General features: G+C 53.9%; 13 protein-coding genes. 3 read left to right on the top strand and 10 right to left on the bottom strand.

What is annotated here, in order from left to right; all coding sequences use genetic code 11:
- Positions 1 to 273: 273 nt before the first annotated feature.
- Positions 274 to 4,629, top strand: a complete 4,356-nt coding sequence (locus SK39_RS17180; protein WP_048217233.1) for an autotransporter outer membrane beta-barrel domain-containing protein — start codon at positions 274 to 276, stop codon at positions 4,627 to 4,629.
- Between the two features lie 215 nt (positions 4,630 to 4,844).
- On the opposite strand, the gene iolB is transcribed toward SK39_RS17180, so the two are convergent.
- The 10 genes from iolB to SK39_RS17130 form a co-directional block, all read right to left on the bottom strand.
- On the bottom strand, positions 4,845 to 5,663 hold the full coding sequence (gene iolB, locus SK39_RS17175; protein WP_048217232.1) for a 5-deoxy-glucuronate isomerase: 819 nt from the start codon (positions 5,661 to 5,663) through the stop codon (positions 4,845 to 4,847).
- A gap of 9 nt (positions 5,664 to 5,672) precedes the next feature.
- Complete coding sequence (iolE, locus tag SK39_RS17170; RefSeq protein ID WP_003845952.1) at positions 5,673 to 6,563, bottom strand: myo-inosose-2 dehydratase; 891 nt, start codon at positions 6,561 to 6,563, stop codon at positions 5,673 to 5,675.
- A 14-nt stretch (positions 6,564 to 6,577) separates the two neighbouring features.
- Positions 6,578 to 8,482 (bottom strand): bifunctional 5-dehydro-2-deoxygluconokinase/5-dehydro-2-deoxyphosphogluconate aldolase, encoded by a 1,905-nt coding sequence (locus SK39_RS17165; RefSeq protein ID WP_016150834.1) that lies wholly within the window; start codon positions 8,480 to 8,482, stop codon positions 6,578 to 6,580.
- A 12-nt stretch (positions 8,483 to 8,494) separates the two neighbouring features.
- Positions 8,495 to 9,628, bottom strand: a complete 1,134-nt coding sequence (locus tag SK39_RS17160; protein WP_003845956.1) for a Gfo/Idh/MocA family protein — start codon at positions 9,626 to 9,628, stop codon at positions 8,495 to 8,497.
- Positions 9,629 to 9,636: 8 nt separating this feature from the next.
- Complete coding sequence (locus tag SK39_RS17155; RefSeq protein WP_003839791.1) at positions 9,637 to 10,665, bottom strand: ABC transporter permease; 1,029 nt, start codon at positions 10,663 to 10,665, stop codon at positions 9,637 to 9,639.
- A gap of 11 nt (positions 10,666 to 10,676) precedes the next feature.
- A complete protein-coding gene (locus SK39_RS17150) occupies positions 10,677 to 12,224 on the bottom strand; it encodes a sugar ABC transporter ATP-binding protein (protein ID WP_003839789.1) in 1,548 nt (515 codons plus the stop codon).
- Between the two features lie 53 nt (positions 12,225 to 12,277).
- Entirely contained in the window at positions 12,278 to 13,207 is a 930-nt protein-coding gene (locus tag SK39_RS17145; RefSeq protein ID WP_003839787.1) for a sugar ABC transporter substrate-binding protein, read from the bottom strand.
- A gap of 38 nt (positions 13,208 to 13,245) precedes the next feature.
- A complete protein-coding gene (gene iolG / locus SK39_RS17140; RefSeq protein ID WP_003845960.1) occupies positions 13,246 to 14,232 on the bottom strand; it encodes an inositol 2-dehydrogenase in 987 nt (328 codons plus the stop codon).
- A 344-nt stretch (positions 14,233 to 14,576) separates the two neighbouring features.
- Entirely contained in the window at positions 14,577 to 16,502 is a 1,926-nt protein-coding gene (gene iolD, locus SK39_RS17135; RefSeq protein ID WP_032938055.1) for a 3D-(3,5/4)-trihydroxycyclohexane-1,2-dione acylhydrolase (decyclizing), read from the bottom strand.
- Positions 16,503 to 16,513: 11 nt separating this feature from the next.
- Positions 16,514 to 18,019 (bottom strand): CoA-acylating methylmalonate-semialdehyde dehydrogenase, encoded by a 1,506-nt coding sequence (locus SK39_RS17130; protein ID WP_032938057.1) that lies wholly within the window; start codon positions 18,017 to 18,019, stop codon positions 16,514 to 16,516.
- A gap of 293 nt (positions 18,020 to 18,312) precedes the next feature.
- Here SK39_RS17130 and SK39_RS17125 point away from each other — a divergent pair, with 293 nt between their 5' ends.
- Both SK39_RS17125 and SK39_RS17120 read left to right on the top strand, forming a co-directional pair.
- Positions 18,313 to 19,167 (top strand): MurR/RpiR family transcriptional regulator, encoded by an 855-nt coding sequence (locus SK39_RS17125; protein ID WP_003839777.1) that lies wholly within the window; start codon positions 18,313 to 18,315, stop codon positions 19,165 to 19,167.
- A 244-nt stretch (positions 19,168 to 19,411) separates the two neighbouring features.
- A complete protein-coding gene (locus SK39_RS17120; protein ID WP_003839775.1) occupies positions 19,412 to 19,978 on the top strand; it encodes a Slp family lipoprotein in 567 nt (188 codons plus the stop codon).
- Positions 19,979 to 20,109: the final 131 nt, after the last annotated feature.

Raw genomic sequence — 20,109 nt, 5'->3', positions numbered from 1 at the left:
AGCAATATAATAAAGGGGCTGGAAATATCAGCAAAGCCTCAGGTAAAATATTTTCAGACTGATGGCTATATTATCAAAATTAATTTATCACGTGACAAACTACGCAGGGAGACTTGAATCGAGTATCCAGTACCAATGCTTACATCACATTAATGACACATGACATATATCATCAATTCGGAGATCTGCATTTTCACTCTCAAAAATGTAGCCCGATAAATACCTTACCCCAAAAGTGTTAAATTTTTATTATGATTATTTTGCGGAGAGTTTATGAACAAAATATATCAAATAAAATGGAGTAAAGTCCGTAATTGCTGGTGTGTGTGCTCCGAACTGGGAAGGAAGAACACGAAAAAAAAGTCCAGGGCGTTATTAGCCGGTGCTGTAGCGCTATGTTCATCAATGGCCTTTGCTAATGATATTGATGTCAGCACAGATAGCACCGTTGATTTTGGCGAAAAAAACCAGTCTATTAATTACCATATCAATGTAAAAGATAATGCTAACCTGGTAATCAATGCGCCGGACTCTCGCCCCCGCCTGACCTTCACATCAGGTGGTGGACTGGATATTACCCAAGGAACAGTGCGTATCAATGGCGAGCTAAACGTTCTGCTGAGAGGTACGGGTTACCTTAACGTGTCCAATGCAGGCAGCGAACTCTATGCTGACGACTTATATGACAGTGCATCAGACAACTGGCGAACTGGCGGTTATTTTAACGTGTCTGATGGCGGTAAGATTCATGTTAAAGGGACCAGTCGTCTTACCTATGAAAGGGGAAACATTAGCGGCGAAGGTAGCCAGGTAAATACACAAACATTCTTTATGGGTGTTTTCAAGAGCTACGGTGGCGATCAATTCCTGTCGGTTAATAACAAGGGTGAAATTAACGCCAGTGAGAAATTAAGCCTGGGGTATTACAATCAAGATTCAAATACCACGCTGGTGGTATCTGACATGGGGAAAATATCTGCCCCAGAAATTAGCTTGAGTACGAACTCAGAATTAGCATTAGGCGCTCAAGAAGGTGAGAAAGCTAAATCTGCTGGGGTTATTGACGCCAAGAAAATAGAGTTTGTCTGGGCTAGCACAGACAATAAAAAAATCACACTGAACCACACCAGTGATAACGCAAATATAAAAGCTGATATATCAAGCGGCAGTGAGGGGCTGGGTAATATCAATGCGCTAAATGGTACAACGTTTTTATCTGGTGATAACTCAAAATTTAGCGGCAACGTAAAAATTGCCAGGAATGCCACCCTTGGGGTTACGCAGAACCTGGGAACCGCTGATATTAGCAATAGCGGCAAACTCTTACTGAACGCCCAGGACAACATGGCGTTTACCAATAAGGTTTCGGGGAACGGCATTATCTCCGTCGGCGCCGGAAATGTGGCGTTATTAGGTGATAACACCGCCTTTAAAGGAAAGATCAATGTTGAATCGGGTGCCGTTGCAACCGTGTCCGATCAGAAAAACCTGGGCTCTGCCGGGTTATCCGTTGACGGGAAACTGCAGCTCAATAGCACCAGCGACTGGTTGTTTAGCCACCAGATTTCTGGGTCTGGCATCCTGGGGGTCGATACGGGAAATCACGCTTTCTCTTTTAAAAATAGCACAGCGACCTCTGGGTTCACTGGTGATCTGGCATTACAAAATACGACATTCAACCTGCAGGGAACCAACACCGATGCTCTTGCAAAAGCAGGGCTGATTGCAGGAAAAGGGAGTGAAATTTCACTGGGCACAGGCACACAGTCCATCGGAAGTCTGGCCTTTTCTGGCGGTACCATTGAGTTTGGTAACATTACTCCCGGCATACACCAAACCGACAAAATGGTGAATGTTAAAGACCGGTTAGACCTGACGGGGTCTGGTGCTGTGCAGGTGAATCCTGTGGGCGTAGTGGACGCCATATCTCAAGGTATTGATACCGGTCTCTCCTTAATGGAGCAGGAAGACGCCAATGCGGAAATTAAACTGGTTTCCACCAATTCAGCAACCGTTGTAAAAGGAGATGCCGGAAACCTGCAACTGCAGGATCTGAACGGTAACGCGATAACAGACGCTGTTCAGCATGACATCAGCCAGGACGGGCAGGTTGTAGCAAAGGGAACATACGACTATCGCCTGACCAGCGGGCAAAACCATGACGGCCTTTATGTGGGCTACGGTCTGACGCAGATTGAACTACAAGGACAGGGTCAGAATGCACTGATCCTGAACGCCAACGGAAAAATCGGGGCGGCTGCGGAATTGAGTTCCCGCCTGACCGGCTCCGGGGATCTGGCGCTCGACAGCCAGAAAGGCCACACAGTTTCACTATCTGGTTTGAATAATGATTACACCGGTCTGACCGATTTGCGCAGCGGTAATCTACTGATGCTCAATGATAATGTTCTGGGCCATACAGCAGGTCTGCAGATGGCAGAAGAGACCGTTTTGGATATGAATGGGCATAGCCAGACGATTGGGCAGCTAACCAGCGCAGCAGGATCAGTTCTGAATATTAATGGCGGTAGCCTGACGATTTCTAACGGCGGAACATCCGCGGGGGCATTGGTCGGCAGCGGTAATCTGAATATAGATAAGGGTGTCTTTAGCGTGAAGGGCTGTAATGCGTCCTTAAACGCAACAACGGCCATTGCCTCCGGCGCAGAGGTCACTCTGGATAATGCTCAGGGATTGGGAACCGGGAAGATTATTGCCGATGGTCATCTCAACCTCAATGCCGTTGAGGGACACTTGTCCAACAACCTTAGCGGTAAGGGTGAAGTTTCATTCAGCGAATCTAACGTCGCTCTTAAGGGGGATAACAGTGGATTTAGCGGCCAGTTAAACCTGGATAAAAACACACAATTAGTGGCGTCAGCCGCCGAACATCTGGGGGAGGCGACGATTCACAATCAGGGTGACATGATCCTTAACAGCATGGATGACTGGACCATGCAAAACCTGGTCGATGGCAGCGGTAATATCATCAAGCAAGGCCAGGGCACTGTCACTCTGACTGCGAATTCCACCTATACCGGCACCACGGATATTCAACAAGGGGGGCTGATGCTGGGTCAAGAGGATGCGCCTGTTACTTTAGCGAGCCAGCAGGTCAATATATCTTCGGCCGGTATGCTTTCAGGCGCGGGAACGGTACTAGGTAGTATCCATAATGCCGGACTGTTTGTTGCCGGAAATGGAGCATCAGGCCACTTTACTGTTGGCGGAGATCTCACCAATCAGGGTGCGATATCTTTGGGGAATATTGGACAGTCCGCCGGCAACCAGCTGATTGTTGAAGGAAATTACCACGGCAACAATGGTCATATTAATTTTGATACGGTTCTGGGGGACGATCGTTCGGCCACCGATAAGCTTATTGTAAAAGGTGATACTACTGGCAATACTCAAGTAAGTGTCACCAATGCAGGAGGCCAGGGCTCACAAACTCTGGAGGGGATTGAGCTTATTCATGTTGATGGCCGTTCTGATGGTGATTTTGCTCAGAGCGGACGTATCACTGCGGGTGCGTATGATTATTCATTGGTTCGAGGTCAGGGGGCTAACAATAATCACTGGTATCTGACCAGTCAGTTGATTAAGCCTGAAAATCCCGAAAAACCGGTTTCGCCCACAGAGCATATGCTTCGCCCGGAAGGAGGAACCTATACCGCGAACCATGCTGCAGTAAACACCATGTTCAACATGCAGCTACACGATCGCTCGGGCAAAGCGCAGTACACAGATGTGTCAACCGGAGAGATGAAAACCACCGGTATGTGGATGCGTCAGGCAGGTAGCCACCAAAGTTGGTATGACGGTAGCAGCCAGTTGCGTACTCAAAGTAATCGCTATGTGATGCAGCTCGGCAGCGATATCGCGCAGGGCTCAACCAACGGGCATGATAGCTGGCGTCTCGGGATCATGGCTGGGTATGGCCATGACAATAATCAGACCCGCTCATCAGCAACGGGTTACACCTCGCGAGGTAGCGTCAATGGCTATAGCACTGGCCTTTATGCCACATGGTTTGCCGATAACACTGACCATAAAGGCCTGTACTTCGACGGTTGGGCACAATATGGATGGTTTGATAACCATGTCAAAGGTGAAGGACTGGCTTCTGAGTCCTATAAATCCAAAGGTCTGACGGCATCTGTTGAAACAGGGTATACCTTTAAAGTTGGCGAATTCTCTGGCAGCAAAGGAACCGTTAATGAGTGGTATGTTCAACCGCAGGCGCAGGTTACCTGGATGGGGGTCAAATCTGATGACCATCAGGAAGCTAACGGAACGCGTATCGAGATGAATGGTAACGGTAATATTCAAACCCGTCTTGGAGCCAGAGCCTATCTGAAAAGCTTTAATAAAATGGATGAGGGCAAAGGCCGCGAATTCCAGCCATTTATTGAAGCTAACTGGCTCCATAATACACGCAGTTTTAGCACAAAAATGGACGACGTTAGCGTCAGCCAGGAAGGTGCACGCAATCTGGGAGAGATTAAACTGGGTGTCGAAGGCCAGATTACGCCAGATTTAAATCTGTGGGGTAATGTGGGCGTCCAGATGGGAGACAACGGTTACAACAACAGCGCGGCAACGTTAGGACTGAAATATCATATCTAATCAGCCCGCAACAAAAGATAGCCGGGGTGTTTTCGACAGCACCCTGGCTACTGCCATAATCCCAAATATATCGACGCTTGCATTATTCTCATAGCAAGGCGAGCTATGAGAATAATGAGCACTTAAATAGTACCAACCGTCATCCCATCCCTCCCATTTTACTGTTCAAAAGGAGGGGAAAAAACGACTCGCTTTTAACAAAGCCATTCAAAACCTTACTTATCAGCTGGATACTCGCGATTAATCCACGCATGTTCATCTTCCCAGGTGAACATCCATTTGCGTACCGGGCCCGCCATTACGTTGAGATAGTAGCTGTCATATCCTGCCAGGGTTGCCACCGGGTGATACCCTTTTGGCACCATCACCACATCGCGGTTATAGACTGCCATACACTCGTCAAGCGATCGGTCGTCGGTGTATACCCGTTGCAGACAGAATCCCTGCGGCGGGTTGAGGCGATGGTAGTAAGTCTCTTCCAGATAGGTCTCCTGCGGCGGATTGTCGGTATCATGCTTGTGACTTGGCCAGGAACTGGTACAGCCTTCGTTGGTCCACACTTCCACCACCAGCAGGCTATCAGCAGGTTTATCTTCCGGTAAAATGTTATGCACATAACGCTGGTTGTGACCTTTGCCGCGCGCTTCGCCGTCGATATCCTTAGGTGCGATCAGCCGTGTTGGGTGTGTGCCTTTCCCCGGCGCAGCGCAGACCGCCAGCTCCAGTCTGGTCACCGCCTGAACCTGTATGGTTTCACCAGCGGTGACATAGACCGCCCACGGTTTGATCCGTTCGAACGGGCTCATCCGCTCGCCGATATCCGTAAAGGTTGCACCCGGCGTGGTGACGGTCGCGCGTCCGGCGACCAATACCAGACAACGTTCTTCGCTGACGGCGGGCAGCGTAAGCTGCTGCCCCTCTTCCAGTTCGTACGCTTTAAAGCCAACATATTCCCAACCGGCGCTTTCCGGCGTCACTGACTGCGTACGCCCCTGCGCGTCCGGCTGCTGCCAGCGTGATAATAAACGTGACATATCACCTCCTCAGATAAGACCAGCGTCACGCGCCAGACGGCTAAGGTTGTTATAGCCCAGACGCGCATACGTTAGCGGATGCGCGATGGCCGGATCCTGCTCCGCCTCCACGACTAACCACCCCTGATACTGGTTCGCCTTCAGCAAGGCCATGATCGGCGGATAGTCAACGCAGCCATCGCCCGGCACGGTAAAGACCCCACTCAGTACCGCATCGAGAAAGCTGGTTTTGCGATTTTTGACATCCGCCAGCACGTCGGCACGCACGTCTTTACAGTGAACATGGTTGATACGCGATGCCCAACGCTGCGCCACCGCCAGCGGATCGGCCCCGGCGAAGGTCAAGTGTCCCGTGTCGAGCAACAATCCAACTTCATCACCGGTATTCGTCATCAGATTACCCACATCTTCAGCAGATTCAATCACCGTTCCCATGTGGTGGTGATAGGCAATCTGTACCCCCTGCTGCTGGGTGTAGCGCGCAAACTCGGTGAGCTTTTCACCGTATTCTTGCCAGCGCTCTTGCGGGAAGCGCGGACGCAGATGTACCGGCGTCTGCTGCTCGCCGTGAATGCAACCACTGACTTCGGCAAAGACCAGCACCTTGGCCCCCAGCTCGCGCAGTAACGTCAGATGTGACTGCACGGCGGCAATCTCCTCCTCCACGCTGCGTTCCAGCAGACGTCCGGAATACCAGCCGGAAACCAGTTGCAGGTCGTGACGCTGCAAAATGGGGCCGAGCAGTCGCGCCTCGCGCGGGAATTTATTACCCAGTTCGAAACCAGCAAATCCGGCCTCTTTACCCTCGCTCAGACAAGTATCAAGCGACGTCTCAGCGCCCAGTGAAGGAAGATCATCATTCGTCCATGTCAGTGGATTAATACCTAATTGTACCGTCATTATCTTCTCCTGAATTATGCTTGTCCGCGCTCGCGCCACCAGGCGATAAGCTGCAGGTAGTTATCTTTAATGCGCGCCACCAGTTGCGCATCGTCAATATCGTGTTTCAACCACGCGCGGGAAGCGTCGCCAAACAGCGTGCGTCCCACGGCAAATCCTTTCACCACCGCATGACCCGCAGCCGCTTTGAAATCCGCGCGCAGTTGCTCTGCCGGTGCGTCCAGACCAAGGATCACCACGCCACGGCAGTGCGGATCGCGCCGTTCAATAATGTCACTCAACGCCGTCCAGCCAGCAGAAGTCAGCGGTGGGAGTTTCCACCAGTCGGGGTAAATCCCTAAGTTGTAGAAGCGGGAAATAGCGCGCAAATACAGTTCATCACTGCGCGGCATACTGGCCGGCAAAATCACCTCCAGCAGCAGCTCATGACCTGACTGACAACAGGCGCGGTACACCTCGGCGATTTTCTGTTCTTGCTCCAGACGCAACGCGTGGGCATCTTCCGGATGGAAAAAAACCAGACACTTCACCACATGTTCCTGCGGCCAACTGATGAGCTGCGAGCCAATATTGCCGTGTTCCATCTCCAGCGGGCGAGATCCCGGCAGTTCGATAGGGCGACCTATCCACCAGCCCTCTCCGGTTATCGAATTCAGCGCATCCTGACCAAACGTACCGTCGCAAAGCAGCCCGGCCTTGCCCTCCAGCCCGGCGCTGTTGGCTGCTTCACGGCTGGCCTGCAAAATAAGCTGTTTCAATGCCGGAATACGCTTCAAAGACGCGCCGCACTGTAGCGCCATCTCTTCAAGCTGACTGCGGTGATCGAAAGCCATCACGCACAGTTCCGGCCATTCGCGGCGACGGGTGGTGACGCGGTGCAGATGGTTTAGACGCGGGTCAAGATCCGGACGCGGAACCTCCGCAGCGCGGGAGAGATAATCATCCAGCTCGATTTTGCTCGGCATCGCCGGGGCACAGCCGTGACGCGATACCACCAGCGCACCACAGGCATTAGCATAGCGGCACGCCTGCTCCCATCCCTCATCGTTGAGGTAGCCGCGCAGCAGGCCGGACATAAACGCATCCCCCGCCCCCAACACGTTCAGCACCTCCACGCGTACGCCGGTCACCGTCAGGCCATCGTCCAGCCGGGCCGGGATCGCGTCGGTATACACCGAGCTACCGAGCGCACCGCGCTTGCAGACCAGCGTCGCGTTACTCACGCCGCGAACCTGCGACAGCGCCTGCAGCGTATCGGTACTGCCGCCCGCGATATGAAACTCCTCCTCGGTGCCGACAATCACATCAAAAAGATGCAACACCTCCTGCAACTGACGGGTGACCTGATCGGCGGCGATAAAACGTGTTTCGCCGTCGCCTAAGGATGTAAGCCCCCACAGCACCGGGCGATAGTCGATATCCAGCGCCGTACGCACGCCGTGACGCCGGGCGTAAGCAAGCGCCGTCAACACCGCCTCGCGGGTTTGCGGATGAGAAAGATGCGTCCCGGTGATGGCAAGACAACGAGCAGAAGCGATGTACTGTTCATCAACATCGCTGGCGGTAATCGCCATATCCGCGCAGTTATCACGGTAAAAAATCAGTGGGAAGGTGTCCCGGTCTTTAATGCCGAGTAGCACCAGCGCTGTCAGGCGGTCTTTATCGGTAATCAGATGGCTGGTATCGCAGCCTACCTGATTTAATTCTTCACGCAGGAAACGCCCCATATGTTCGTCGCCAACCCGCGCCAGCATTGATGAACGCAGTCCCTGCCGCGCCGTTCCGTAGGCCACGTTGCCGGACGATCCGCCAAGATATTTGGCAAAGCTCGACACATCTTCCAGGCGTGCGCCAATCTGCTGACTGTAGAGGTCAACCGCCACGCGGCCCATGCATATCACATCAAACTGCTTTTCCACGTTGATACCTCTTCAGACAATATCGTTCACATTCAGCCAGCGGCCTTCCAGGTGCGAGAGTGCGATAGCGTCAAGCACACGCGACACCTTCCAGCCCTCTTCGAAGTCCGGCCACATCGGCGCATCGGCGGCAATGCCGTCCACCAGGTCGCGCACTTCCACAGTTTTCTGGTCGTTAAAACCGATACCATGCCCGGCTCCCATGCAAAACGCGCCGTAGTCCGGATGCGAAGGACCAACCAGTAAAGTGCGAAACCCCTGGCGGTTGACCGGATCGTCATGCAAATAGAGCTTCAGCTCAGCCATGCGCTCCTGGGTAAAACTGATGGTTCCTTTGGTCCCGGTAATCACATACGACAACCCCATCTTGCGGCCACAGGCGACGCGGGAGGTTTCAATCACCCCTTGCGCACCGCCTGCAAAGCGCACCATCGCGTGGGCCTGATCTTCGTTCTCTACCGTCACCATTTGCGAGGAACCGACTTGCGCCGGACGCTGTGGCACCACGATCTTCAGGTCGCCGCAGACCTGATGAATATCGCCAACCAGGTACTGCGCCATATTGACGATATGCGCCGCCAGATCGCCAAGTGCCCCCAGACCCGCCGTTTCTTTAAAACAGTGCCAGTGGATCGGCGCAAGCGGATCGGCCATGTAGTCTTCGTTGTGGGTGCCGTAGAAATGGATCACCTCGCCAATTTCTCCGCGCTCAATGATCTCTTTCGCCAGCTGCGCCGTTGGGTTCTTCATATAGTTGAACCCCACCAGGGTTTTCACTCCTGCCCGCTGTGCGGCCTCAACCATTTCACGCGCGTCGTGGGCGTTCAGCGCCAACGGTTTTTCCGAGTACACATGCTTGCCATGGCGAATCGCTTCCAGCGCCATCTCTTTATGCAGATGGTTGGGAGAGCAAATATCCACGACATCAATGGCCGGGTCGGCCACCAGCGCACGCCAGTCTCCGGTTGAACGATTGAAGCCAAACGCCTGTGCCCGCTCGGCCGCCAGCTCCGGAGAAACTTCCGCTACCATTTCACGCACCAGTTTGCCGCGCAGGTTAAACACCGTCGGGGCCTGGGCATAGGCGATAGCATGCGCCTTGCCGATATACCCGGTGCCAATCAATCCAATACGAACTTCTTTCATCATGATCCTCACAGTGCGCCGCGACGGCTCTTGGCGTAGGTATCGAACGCCACCGCCAGAACGATAATTAAGCCGGTAATAATTTGTTGGTAGTAAGCCGAGACGTTCATCAGCACCAGACCGTTAATCAGGATGCCCATGATGATCGAGCCGATAATGGTGCCGCCGATACGCCCGTATCCACCCATCAGCGACGTGCCGCCAATCACCACCGAAGCGATGACGCGCAGCTCAAAGGAGATCCCGGCGACCGCTTCCGCACTGCCCAACCGCGCACTGAGGATGAAGCCCGCCAGCCCCGCCAGACAGCCAATCAGCACGTAGACGCTCACCAGCACGCGCTTCACGTTGACCCCTGCCAGACGCGCCGCCTCCGGGTTGCCGCCGATGGCGTATACGAAGCGCCCCCAGCGGGTTTTATGCAGTGCCAGGTAACCGCCAATAGCGACCAGAGCAAAGATCCAGATTGGAATCGAAATGCCGAGCAGTTCGCCGCGTCCCCACCAGCGGTATCCCGCGTCGAAACCGGCAATCGGCGCGCCGTCGTTGATCACCAGCGTCAGGCCGCGCCAGATGGTCATCCCGCCGAGGGTGACGATAAACGGCGGCAGACGCAGGCGGGTCACGCCGAGGCCATGCAGAAAACCAATCGCGGTGCCCATCGCCATACAGATACCAAGACCAATCAGCCAGCTCATGCCGCCCCAGGCGTTCGGATCGACGGTGGTGAAGTTGTCGCCCTTGATCACATACGCGGCGGTCATAGCGCAGACCGCCAGGATAGAGCCCACCGACAGATCGATGCCGGCAGTCAGAATGACAAACGTCATCCCCACCGCCATGATCCCGTAGATGGAGACTTCGGTCAGAATGTTGAAAATGTTGCGTTCAGAAAGAAAATTGCTGTTCTGCAACTGAAAGAAAATCAGCAGCAGGATCATAAAAATCAGCACCCCAAAGCGCTCAAAAAAGGCAATGGGATCAAGACGTCCACCGCGTTTGGCTGGAACCTGCGTTTTAGAAATAATCTGCGTCATGAGTCACTCCGTTATGCCGCATTCAGGGCGTTATGGTTGATGGCCATCATCGTCATTAGCCGCTCTTCGTTGGCGTCATCGCCGTGGATCTCGCCAGTCACCCGACCTTCACTCAACGTGATGATCCGATCGGAAACCGCCATGACTTCCGGCAGATCGGAGGAGATCACAATCACCGCCACGCCCTTTTTCGCCATATCAAACAGCACCTGATGGACTTCTGATTTGGTGCCAACATCGATGCCGCGCGTCGGTTCATCCACAATCAACACCCGAGGGTTAAGCGCCATGCAGCGCGCGAGGATCACTTTTTGCTGGTTTCCGCCGGAGAGCTTGCGCACCTCCTGCGCACTGTTGACCATTTTGATCTGCAGCGCCTGGCGGTAAGACTCAATCAGGGCATCTTCTTTGCGGGTATTCACAAACCAGCGCCAGTGCAGCAGTGACGACAGGCTGGAGAGCGACAGGTTGTCGCGGATCGACAGTCCCAACACTGCGCCCTCTTTTTTACGATCTTCCGGTACCAGCGCCAGCCCCTGATCCAGCGCAAACAGCGGATCGCGCGGCTGATACGGCACACCATCAAGTTCAAAGCTGCCGGAGGTAAAACCGTCGGCGCCAAACAGGCAGCGGGCCACTTCGGTGCGCCCGGCACCCACCAGTCCGGCAATACCTAATACTTCGCCAGCATGCACGTGGAAGCTAATGTCGTGCAGCGCGATGCCATGCGGATCCAGCGGCGGTTTTTCGCGGCTAAGCCCCTTCACCGCCAGACGCACAGGTTTATCTTCATGGTGAGTTTCGCTGGCCGGGCGGCGATTAAAGGCCACATCGCGCCCCACCATCAGACGGATCAGCTGTTCTACGGTGGTCTGTGCAACCGCACCGTTTCCGGTGAATCGCCCATCCTGGAAAACGGTGAACTGGTCGCAGAGCTGAAAAACTTCATGCAGGCGATGGGTGACGTAGATAATGCTCACGCCACGCCCTTTAAGTTCCCGCACCACCCGGTGCAGACTTTCTACTTCGCTGTCGCTCAGCGCGGCGGAAGGTTCGTCCATGATGATCAGCTTCGCGTTCAACGTCAGCGCCCGCGCAATTTCCACCATTTGCTGCTGCGCCACGCTCAGTCGGGCCACGGCTGTGGTTGGCGCAACGTTCAGTTGCAGGTAATCCAGAATTACCTGCGCCTCCTGATTTACCGCCTTTTCGTCCACAATCAGATTGCGTTTACGCGGTTCGCGTCCGAGGAACATATTCTCGGCGACGGTCATATTGGGCAGCAGATTAAATTCCTGATAAATCGTGATAATGCCCTTGTTCTGCCGCTCAACCGGAGAGTCTTCTACCGGCAATGTTTCGCCGTTGAACCAAATATCCCCGCGTGTTTGCGGCTGTGCGCCCGCCAGCGCTTTCAGCAGGGTCGATTTTCCGGCACCGTTCTCACCTAACAGCGCATGAATTTCGCCTGCTCCGACAGTCAGTTGTGCGCTGCTCAGCGCCCAAACGCCGGAAAAGCTTTTCGCCAGGTCGGTCACTTTCAGTAAGGGTTGCGACATCGGTCTGCTCCTCCTCATAGAGAGCCGCCACTTGCGCGGCGGCTGCGGACATATCAGTTACCGGCCTCACTAATACGCTCGGCCTGCTGCAGGTTCTCTTTGGTGATAAGCGTTGGCGGGTAGTCAGCCCCGGTGATCGCAGTCTTCTCACGGACGTTATTCACCAACTGGCTCATGGCCGTTTTCACCGCAAAGCCAGGACGTTGATCCGCCGTCACTGCCAGCCAACCGTCGCGCACACGCGCCAGTGCTTCCGGCACGGCATCGAAGCCCGTGACCAGAACTTCACCCGGCTTCAGTCCTTGTCCCTGTAACGCTTCAATCGCGCCCAGCGCCATATCGTCGTTAGCGGAGAGGATCACCTGCGGGCGTTTCGGCAGCGAAGGCAGCACGCTTTCAACAATGCGCATCCCTTCAGAACGCATCCAGTTACCCGTCTGGTCTGCAACGATCTTGTACTTTTCACCGCCCGCCTTCAGGCTGTCGCGAATACCTTTAGTACGTTCAATGTTGGAGGAGGAGCCTGGCTGGCCGGTCAGCAGAATAATGTCTGCCCCGTCTGGGAATTTGGTTTTGACAAAGTCGCCAATCGCCTGGCCGCCTTTGTAGTTGTTCGCGCCGAAGTGCGGCACTTTTTTCTGGCTGTCAACGGAGCGGTCGAGCGTGACCACGGGCAGTTTCGCATCCTGAATTTCATCTACCGCGCTGGATACCGCGTTGACATCGTTCGGCGAAACAATAAAGCCCTGTGCGCCACGAGTTATGGCGTTTTCCAGGTCAGCGACCTGTTTTGGCGAGCTACCCTGCCCGTCCAGGACCTGTAAATTCACGCCCATCTCTTTTGCGGCTTTCACCGCCGTGCGCTGCATGTGAACTTCAAATGGCATCGCCAGGTTTGGCGTACTGAAAACAATTTGCTCGTTTTCAGCAATGGCTGCCCCGGATGTCATGGCGATGAGGACAGCTAAGATCAGTTTTTTCATTATTATGTCTCTCTGTGTAGGGTAGGTTGTGGTGACAATCAGAGGAGAACTTCACGCTGGCTATGCAGTGACTCCAGCGCTTTATCCGCCAGATACAGCGCACGCTCGCCATCGTCCCCGCTGCAATCAGGGACCGCTTCGCCGCGCAGTACCGCAACAAAGTGTTCCCATTCCGCGGCATAGGCCGATTTATAACGCTGCAGGAAGAAGTGTTCAGGTAACGCGCTGGTGCAGCCCTGTTTGCCGTAGTGCTGCACCTGGTTTTCGAGAATATTGCCCGCGCACAGCAGCCCTTCAGAGCCGTGCAGCTCAAGGCGCTGATCGTATCCGTAAGAAGAACGGCGGCTGTTGACGATGGTCGCCATCGCGCCGGAGGCATATTTCAGTACGATGAACGCGGTGTCGATATCGCCCGCTTCGCCAATCGCCGGATCCACCAGATTGCTGCCCTGGGCATACACCGAAACCGGCTCTTCGCCCATGATAAAGCGCGCCATATCAAAATCGTGGATGGTCATATCGCGGAACATACCGCCGGATACACGCACATATTCCGCAGGCGGCGGCGACGGATCGCGGGAGATGATCAGCAGCGATTCCGGCTTACCGATACGCCCGGCCAGTGCGTCAGTTTTCACTCGGCGAAATTGCGGATCGAAGCGGCGGTTGAAACCGATAAACAACGGTACGTCGTACTCTTTGACCACTTTCAGACAGTCGCGTACACGGGCCAGATCCAGGTGGACCGGCTTTTCACAGAAGATGGCTTTGCCGTGGCGTGCGGCCATTTCAATCAGATCCGCGTGGGTATCGGTCGCGGAGGCAATCAGCACGGCGTGAACGTTAGGGTCCGTCATCGCCTCATCCAGGCTTTGCAAACGAGCCTGGTACTGTGTGGCAAGACGAGTGGCAAATTCCTGATTCGGGTCGACGACCGACCAGAGGGTAGTAGCACTGTGACTGGCAATGTTAGCTGCATGTACCTGGCCAATTCGGCCAGCGCCCAGTAAAGCAATGTTAAACATAACGGCTCCCGGTGTTGGTGAATGCGATGAACTAACGACTCCTTAAATAAAACATTTATTTCATTTTTATAAATAGTGAAAATTATGTTTTTGGGTGCAAGTTAACACTTTTGAGATGATCGAGATAAAATTTGTTATCAATATCACAACATAAGGACAGGAAAGATGAAGGAATTGGCCCTCCTTCCGTTCAGGAAGGAGGTGATGGATGAAGAGAAAGGAAAAATGAAATGAAAATTTCGTTGTCGCAGGTTGCCGGATGACGACGCTAACGCCTTATCCGGCCAGGAGGTAGAATCCGCTGTAGGCCGGATAAGCGCAGCGCCATCCGGCATTAATCGCTTTTAGTACTGACGTGCGTTTTTCACCTGCTCAAACGTCTGCTCAGCCGCTTTTCGCACCGACGGAGAGTCTGCCACCTGCGCATCGCCAGTACGCCACCAGGAGGCATAGTCGTGGGTCATGGTTTTCGGCAGAACTTTGATATCCAGCAGCACAGGCCCCGAATGCACACGGGAGGCTTCCAGCGCCGCCAGCAGGCTTTGCTCGTCATGTACGCGCCATGCCCGACAGCCGTAGCTTTCCGCGTTTTTGGCAAAATCGACCTTCACCAACGGTCCATCTAACCGTCCGGTTTGCGGGTTGCGGTGGCGGTTTTCCGTACCGAAACTCCCCATCCCATGCCCCATCTGCAGGTTGTTAATGCACCCGAAGCTGGCGTTATCAAACAACAGGATAGTGACTTTTATCCCCTCCTGAACGGCGGTTTGTAGCTCGGAATGCAGCATCATGTATGAGCCATCCCCCACCATGGCATAAACCGGCTGCTGTGGCTTCGCCAGCCTGGCCCCAATAGCAGCCGCAATTTCATAGCCCATACAGGAGTAGCCGTATTCCAGGTGATAGCTGTCCGGGGTTTTGACCTGCCAGATACGCTGTAAATCGCCAGGCAGCGATCCAGCGGCCCCTACGACGATAGCGTTATCTTCAATGTGCTGATTGATAAGTCCCAGCACCTTCGTCTGGGTCAACCGGGTGTTTAGCGTGTCGCCATATTCCGCCAACTGAGCGTCAAGATGCCCTGCCACTTCGGGTTCGTCGTCGGGACGCCAGTCGCGATCCCATAAACGTTGGCACTCATCGCGCCAGGCCTCTTGCGCCTGCGTGACCTCCTTCCCCCAATCGCTGCGGTAGTCTTTCAGCGTTTCAGTTAACGCCGTAAGCCCGGTACGGGCGTCGGCGATAAGCGCGGTGGCATCAAGCTTCAGCGCGTCAAACTCCGCCACATTCAGCAGCAGGAACTCAACCTCCGGATGAGAAAACAGCGCTTTCGAACCGGTGGTAAAGTCGGTGAGGCGCGTACCGATGCCGATCACCAGATCGGTTTGCGGTGCGAGCTGATTCGCTGCCATCCCTCCAGTTACTCCAATGCCTCCGAGGTTAAGTGGGTGGTCACTAACCAGTGCGCCTTTTCCGGCCTGAGTTTCGGCAAACGGCAGTTGCAGCGTTTCAACAAACGTACGAAACGCCTCATGCGCGCCGGAATATCGTACCCCGCCGCCGCATACCACCAGCGGACGGCGTTTGCGGGCAATCAGCGCCCGCGCCATCGCCAGACGCTGTGGGTCGGGCGGTCGACGTTCAATCAGATGAACGCGGCGCGCAAAGAAACTCTGTGGATAGTCCCAGGCTTCTCCCTGTACATCCTGTGGCAGGCAGATGGTCACGGCACCAGTATCTGCGGGGTCAGTAAGCGTTCGCATCGCGTTTAGCATCGCACTCATTAACTGCTCCGGGCGGTTAATCCGGTCCCAGTAACGCGAGACCGGGCGGAAGCAGTCGTTGGTGCTGATGCCAAGGTCATGGTATTGCTCAATTTGCTGCAATACCGGGTCCGGCTGACGGCTGGCGTATACATCCCCGGGCAACAGCAACAGCGGAATACGGTTCGCCGTTGCGGTCGCCGCGGCAGTCACCATATTCGCCGCTCCCGGCCCAACCGATGACGTCACGGCAAAAATACGCTGGCGCCGATGCTGTTTGGCGAATCCGGTCGCCATGTGCGCAATTCCCTGCTCATTACATCCCTGCATCACCTGCAAATGACCGGGATCCTGCTCCAGCGCCTGGCCAATGCCAAGCACATTACCGTGACCAAAGATGGTGGCGACCCCCTCGACAAAGGGCGTTTCCACGCCATCGACAGAGATATATTGTTGATTAAGGAATTTGACCAGCGCCTGAGCCATGGTCATACGTTCGGTTTGCATAAACCCTCCTGTCAGCCCAGCGTTGGCATGGAGAACGCTGCCCCTGTGTCCTGCAGCATCTCCGGCCAGCGTGCGGTGACGGTTTTCATCCGGGTGTAGAAGCGCACGCCATCATTGCCGTGAACATTGAGCGCCCCAAAAATGGACCGCTTCCAGCCGCCAAAACTGTGGAACGCCATCGGCACCGGAATAGGCACGTTAACGCCCACCATGCCCGCCTGCACCTCTTCGCAGAAACGACGCGCACAGCCGCCATCACGTGTGAAAATTGCCGTGCCGTTACCATATTCATGACGGTTAATCAGTTCCACCGCGCTGCTGTAATCTGCTACGCGCACCACAGAAAGCACCGGTCCAAAAATCTCTTCTTTATAAATGGTCATCTCCGGCGTGACGTTATCAAACAGGGTCGGCCCAACAAAATAACCCTGCTCATGACCTTTGACGCTAAAACGCCGACCATCCACGCGCAGACTGGCTCCTTGAGATTCCCCACTGTCGATATACCCGAGCACTTTATTCTGATGTAACGAGGAGATAAGCGGTCCCATTTCGTTTTCCGGTGTCTGATCAAGCCCCGGCCCGACACGCAGCGCCGCAATCTGTTTTTCCAGTCTCGAGCACAGCTCATCTGCCGTTTTATCACCCACTGCCAGCACGACAGAAAGCGCCATGCAGCGTTCACCCGCCGCGCCGTAAGCGGCCCCCATAATGGCGTTGGTCGCCATATCCATGTCGGCATCCGGCATTAAAATGCAGTGATTTTTAGCACCACCTAACGCCTGGCAACGCTTACCGTGGGCTGACGCTGTCTGATAAATGTATTCCGCAATCGGCGTAGAGCCGACAAAGCTCACGGCTTGCACGCGCGGGTCAGTCAGCAGCACGTCGACGGACTCTTTATCTCCCTGTACGACGTTGAACACGCCGTCCGGCAGGCCCGCCTCTTGCAGCAGTCTCGCCAGAGCCAGGGCGAGAGAAGGATCTTTTTCCGAGGGTTTCAGCACAAAGGTATTCCCGGTTGCCAGCGCGATGGGGAACATCCACATCGGTACCATTGCCGGAAAGTTAAACGGCGTGATCCCGACGCAAACCCCGAGAGGTTGCATCAGCGAATGGCTATCGACGCCGGTGCCTACATTGGCTGAGTGTTCGCCCTTTTGCAGATGTGGGATGCCGCAGGCAAACTCCACCACTTCCAGGCCACGGGTCAGCTCACCAACTGCGTCAGAGAACACCTTGCCATGCTCTTCGCTGATGATGCGAGCCAGCCTCTCCATGTTTTCTTCCAACAGCGCCTTAAAGCGGAACATCACTCGCGCACGTTTTAACGGAGAATGGCGCGCCCACCCGGGGAATGCGTCGTGCGCTGCCGCAATGGCCTGCTCAGTTTCCTGTGTCGTACTCATCACCACCTGGCGGATCTGCTCGCCGGTGGCCGGGTTGAAGATTGCCTGAACGCGCTGGCCTGAACCGGTGACACATTCGCCGTGGATAAAATTCGCTACTGTCTCCATCCTTAACCTCTCGCTGTTGATACGTGACTGTTACCTGAACACTGTTATCTGTGTACTATATATGAAACAAACATTCCATTTTAAGTTGAAATAAAATAAATAATGATTAATGTGATCAAGGATGGGTTTTTATGTTAACAAGCGGAATCGCATGATTAGCGTGCACTGGCAAAACGTTTCAGAGAACGGCAAACCTGAAGCTTTTGTTTCGTTTTTACAGCCAGATGAATGAGTGACATTTCAAAGACGCGGTTTTGCGTTTAGAATCATAAAACTATGTACCAGGAGGTAAAATGACAACAGCAACCAGCCTGAACGAGCTGCAGCAGCAAATCCGCGATCGCTACGATAGCCTGAGTAAGCGGCTGCAGCAGGTGTCCCGCTATGTGCTGGATAATACCAATAGCGTGGCCTTTGATACGGTTGCCGTCATTGCTGAACGTGCCGGAGTGCCGCCCTCAACGCTGATCCGCTTCGCCAATGCCTTTGACTTCACCGGCTTCAACGAAATGAAACAGCTGTTTCGTATGAACCTGGTGGAGGAAACCGCCAGCTACAGCGACCGCGCGCGCATGTTCCGTGAGATGGAAAGCGAAGCCGTGCCGGAAACCCCGCTCGATATCCTGCAGGAGTTCGCCCGTTCGAATACTCAAGCGCTCCAGCAGCTGGCAGCCCGTGCCGAACCTGAAATGCTGGAACGCGCCGTACAATTGCTGGCAGAAGCCGACACCATTTACATCGCCGGTCTACGTCGTTCGTTTAGCGTCGCCGCCTATCTCACCTACGCCCTGAGCCATCTTGAGTGTCGCCCTATTTTGCTCGACGGAATGGGCGGAATGCTGCGCGAGCAAATTAACCGCATTAAAGCGCGCGATATCGTGGTGTCGATAAGCTTCTCGCCTTATGCGGAAGAAACGGTGATGGTCAGCGAAACTGCGGCCAATGCCGGCGCGCGCCAGATCGTGATTACCGACAGCCAGATAAGCCCGCTGGCAACATTCAGCGATCTCTGCTTTGTGGTGAAAGAGGCGCAGGTCGACGCGTTTCGTTCCCAGTCAGCGACGCTGTGCCTGGTACAGTCACTGGTCGTGGCGCTGGCTTACCGGCTAGGTGACGGGAGTAATGAACGCGGTCATTCTGTCGGTTGACGAGCGCCGCGAAAATTGATGATCCGCTTTATTACATTCCCGCCAGCGTGACGTGAAATCGTGATGTCTGCAGTTACTTTTATGGTCGTTGAAAATATCGCCATCATTCAGCGGCCAGATAAAATACAATCCGTTATTACCATGAGCTACAATTATATTAATTTTAGATAATCAACAATGCGTGTGCTGACAATAATACGCAAAGGTTTACTATAGCCCTGTCTTTTTTAAGCAGGAAAGTAAAATGAAAAATACAAAAGGGTTGATGATTATTGCCCTTGCTTTCACCCTGGCATCATGTGCCGCCATTCCTGAGAATATCAAAGGTAATAATCAACCCGATATCCAAAAAAACTTTATCTCCGTGCATAACCAGCCCGGTTTATATACCGGTCAGCAGGCCCGTTTTGGCGGTAAAGTCATCAATGTGATTAACACCAAAAAAGATACGTTGCTGGAAATCGCCGTTTTGCCACTGAACGACTCTGCTAAGCCACAAATTGACGCGAGCTATCAGGGACGTATTCTTGCCCAGCAGAAAGGTTTCCTCGATCCGGTAAATTACAGAAACCATTTCGTGACTATTTTGGGAACAATTCAAGGAGATGAGTCAGGTTTCATCAACAAAGTCCCGTACAACTTTGTTAAAGTTGATTTACAAGGTATCCAGGTTTGGCATTTAACCGAGTCTGTCAACACCACTTATAATATGTGGGATTATGGTTACGGTGCGTTCTGGCCAGAGCCGATGTGGGGAGCGCCTTACTACGCTAATACAGTAACTCAGGTAACTCCGGAGCTAGTGAAATAATCCCAGAGGTAAGATGGCGCGACTATATTCCGGAGTCAGGTGTTGGCAAACAACCCTTCTCATTACCCCGCGTTTATCTTATTGCGCCATCCTGCTTCATGAGATCCTTCGCTTAACATGCATTCTTCCTG

Source organism: Citrobacter sp. BIDMC107, assembly GCF_001037575.1.
Lineage (GTDB): Bacteria > Pseudomonadota > Gammaproteobacteria > Enterobacterales > Enterobacteriaceae > Citrobacter > Citrobacter freundii.
This window is presented reverse-complemented; position numbering and strand designations above follow the sequence as displayed.

Bases quoted from the DNA above. Each gene is read 5' to 3' on its own strand.
- SK39_RS17180 (WP_048217233.1), top strand. From the start codon at position 274: ATGAACAAAATATATCAAATAAAATGGAGTAAAGTCCGTAATTGCTGG.
- iolB (WP_048217232.1), bottom strand. From the start codon at position 5,663: ATGTCACGTTTATTATCACGCTGGCAGCAGCCGGACGCGCAGGGGCGT.
- iolE (WP_003845952.1), bottom strand. From the start codon at position 6,563: ATGACGGTACAATTAGGTATTAATCCACTGACATGGACGAATGATGAT.
- SK39_RS17160 (WP_003845956.1), bottom strand. From the start codon at position 9,628: ATGAAAGAAGTTCGTATTGGATTGATTGGCACCGGGTATATCGGCAAG.
- SK39_RS17155 (WP_003839791.1), bottom strand. From the start codon at position 10,665: ATGACGCAGATTATTTCTAAAACGCAGGTTCCAGCCAAACGCGGTGGA.
- SK39_RS17150 (WP_003839789.1), bottom strand. From the start codon at position 12,224: ATGTCGCAACCCTTACTGAAAGTGACCGACCTGGCGAAAAGCTTTTCC.
- SK39_RS17145 (WP_003839787.1), bottom strand. From the start codon at position 13,207: ATGAAAAAACTGATCTTAGCTGTCCTCATCGCCATGACATCCGGGGCA.
- iolG (WP_003845960.1), bottom strand. From the start codon at position 14,232: ATGTTTAACATTGCTTTACTGGGCGCTGGCCGAATTGGCCAGGTACAT.
- iolD (WP_032938055.1), bottom strand. From the start codon at position 16,502: ATGCAAACCGAACGTATGACCATGGCTCAGGCGCTGGTCAAATTCCTT.
- SK39_RS17130 (WP_032938057.1), bottom strand. From the start codon at position 18,019: ATGGAGACAGTAGCGAATTTTATCCACGGCGAATGTGTCACCGGTTCA.
- SK39_RS17125 (WP_003839777.1), top strand. From the start codon at position 18,313: ATGACAACAGCAACCAGCCTGAACGAGCTGCAGCAGCAAATCCGCGAT.
- SK39_RS17120 (WP_003839775.1), top strand. From the start codon at position 19,412: ATGAAAAATACAAAAGGGTTGATGATTATTGCCCTTGCTTTCACCCTG.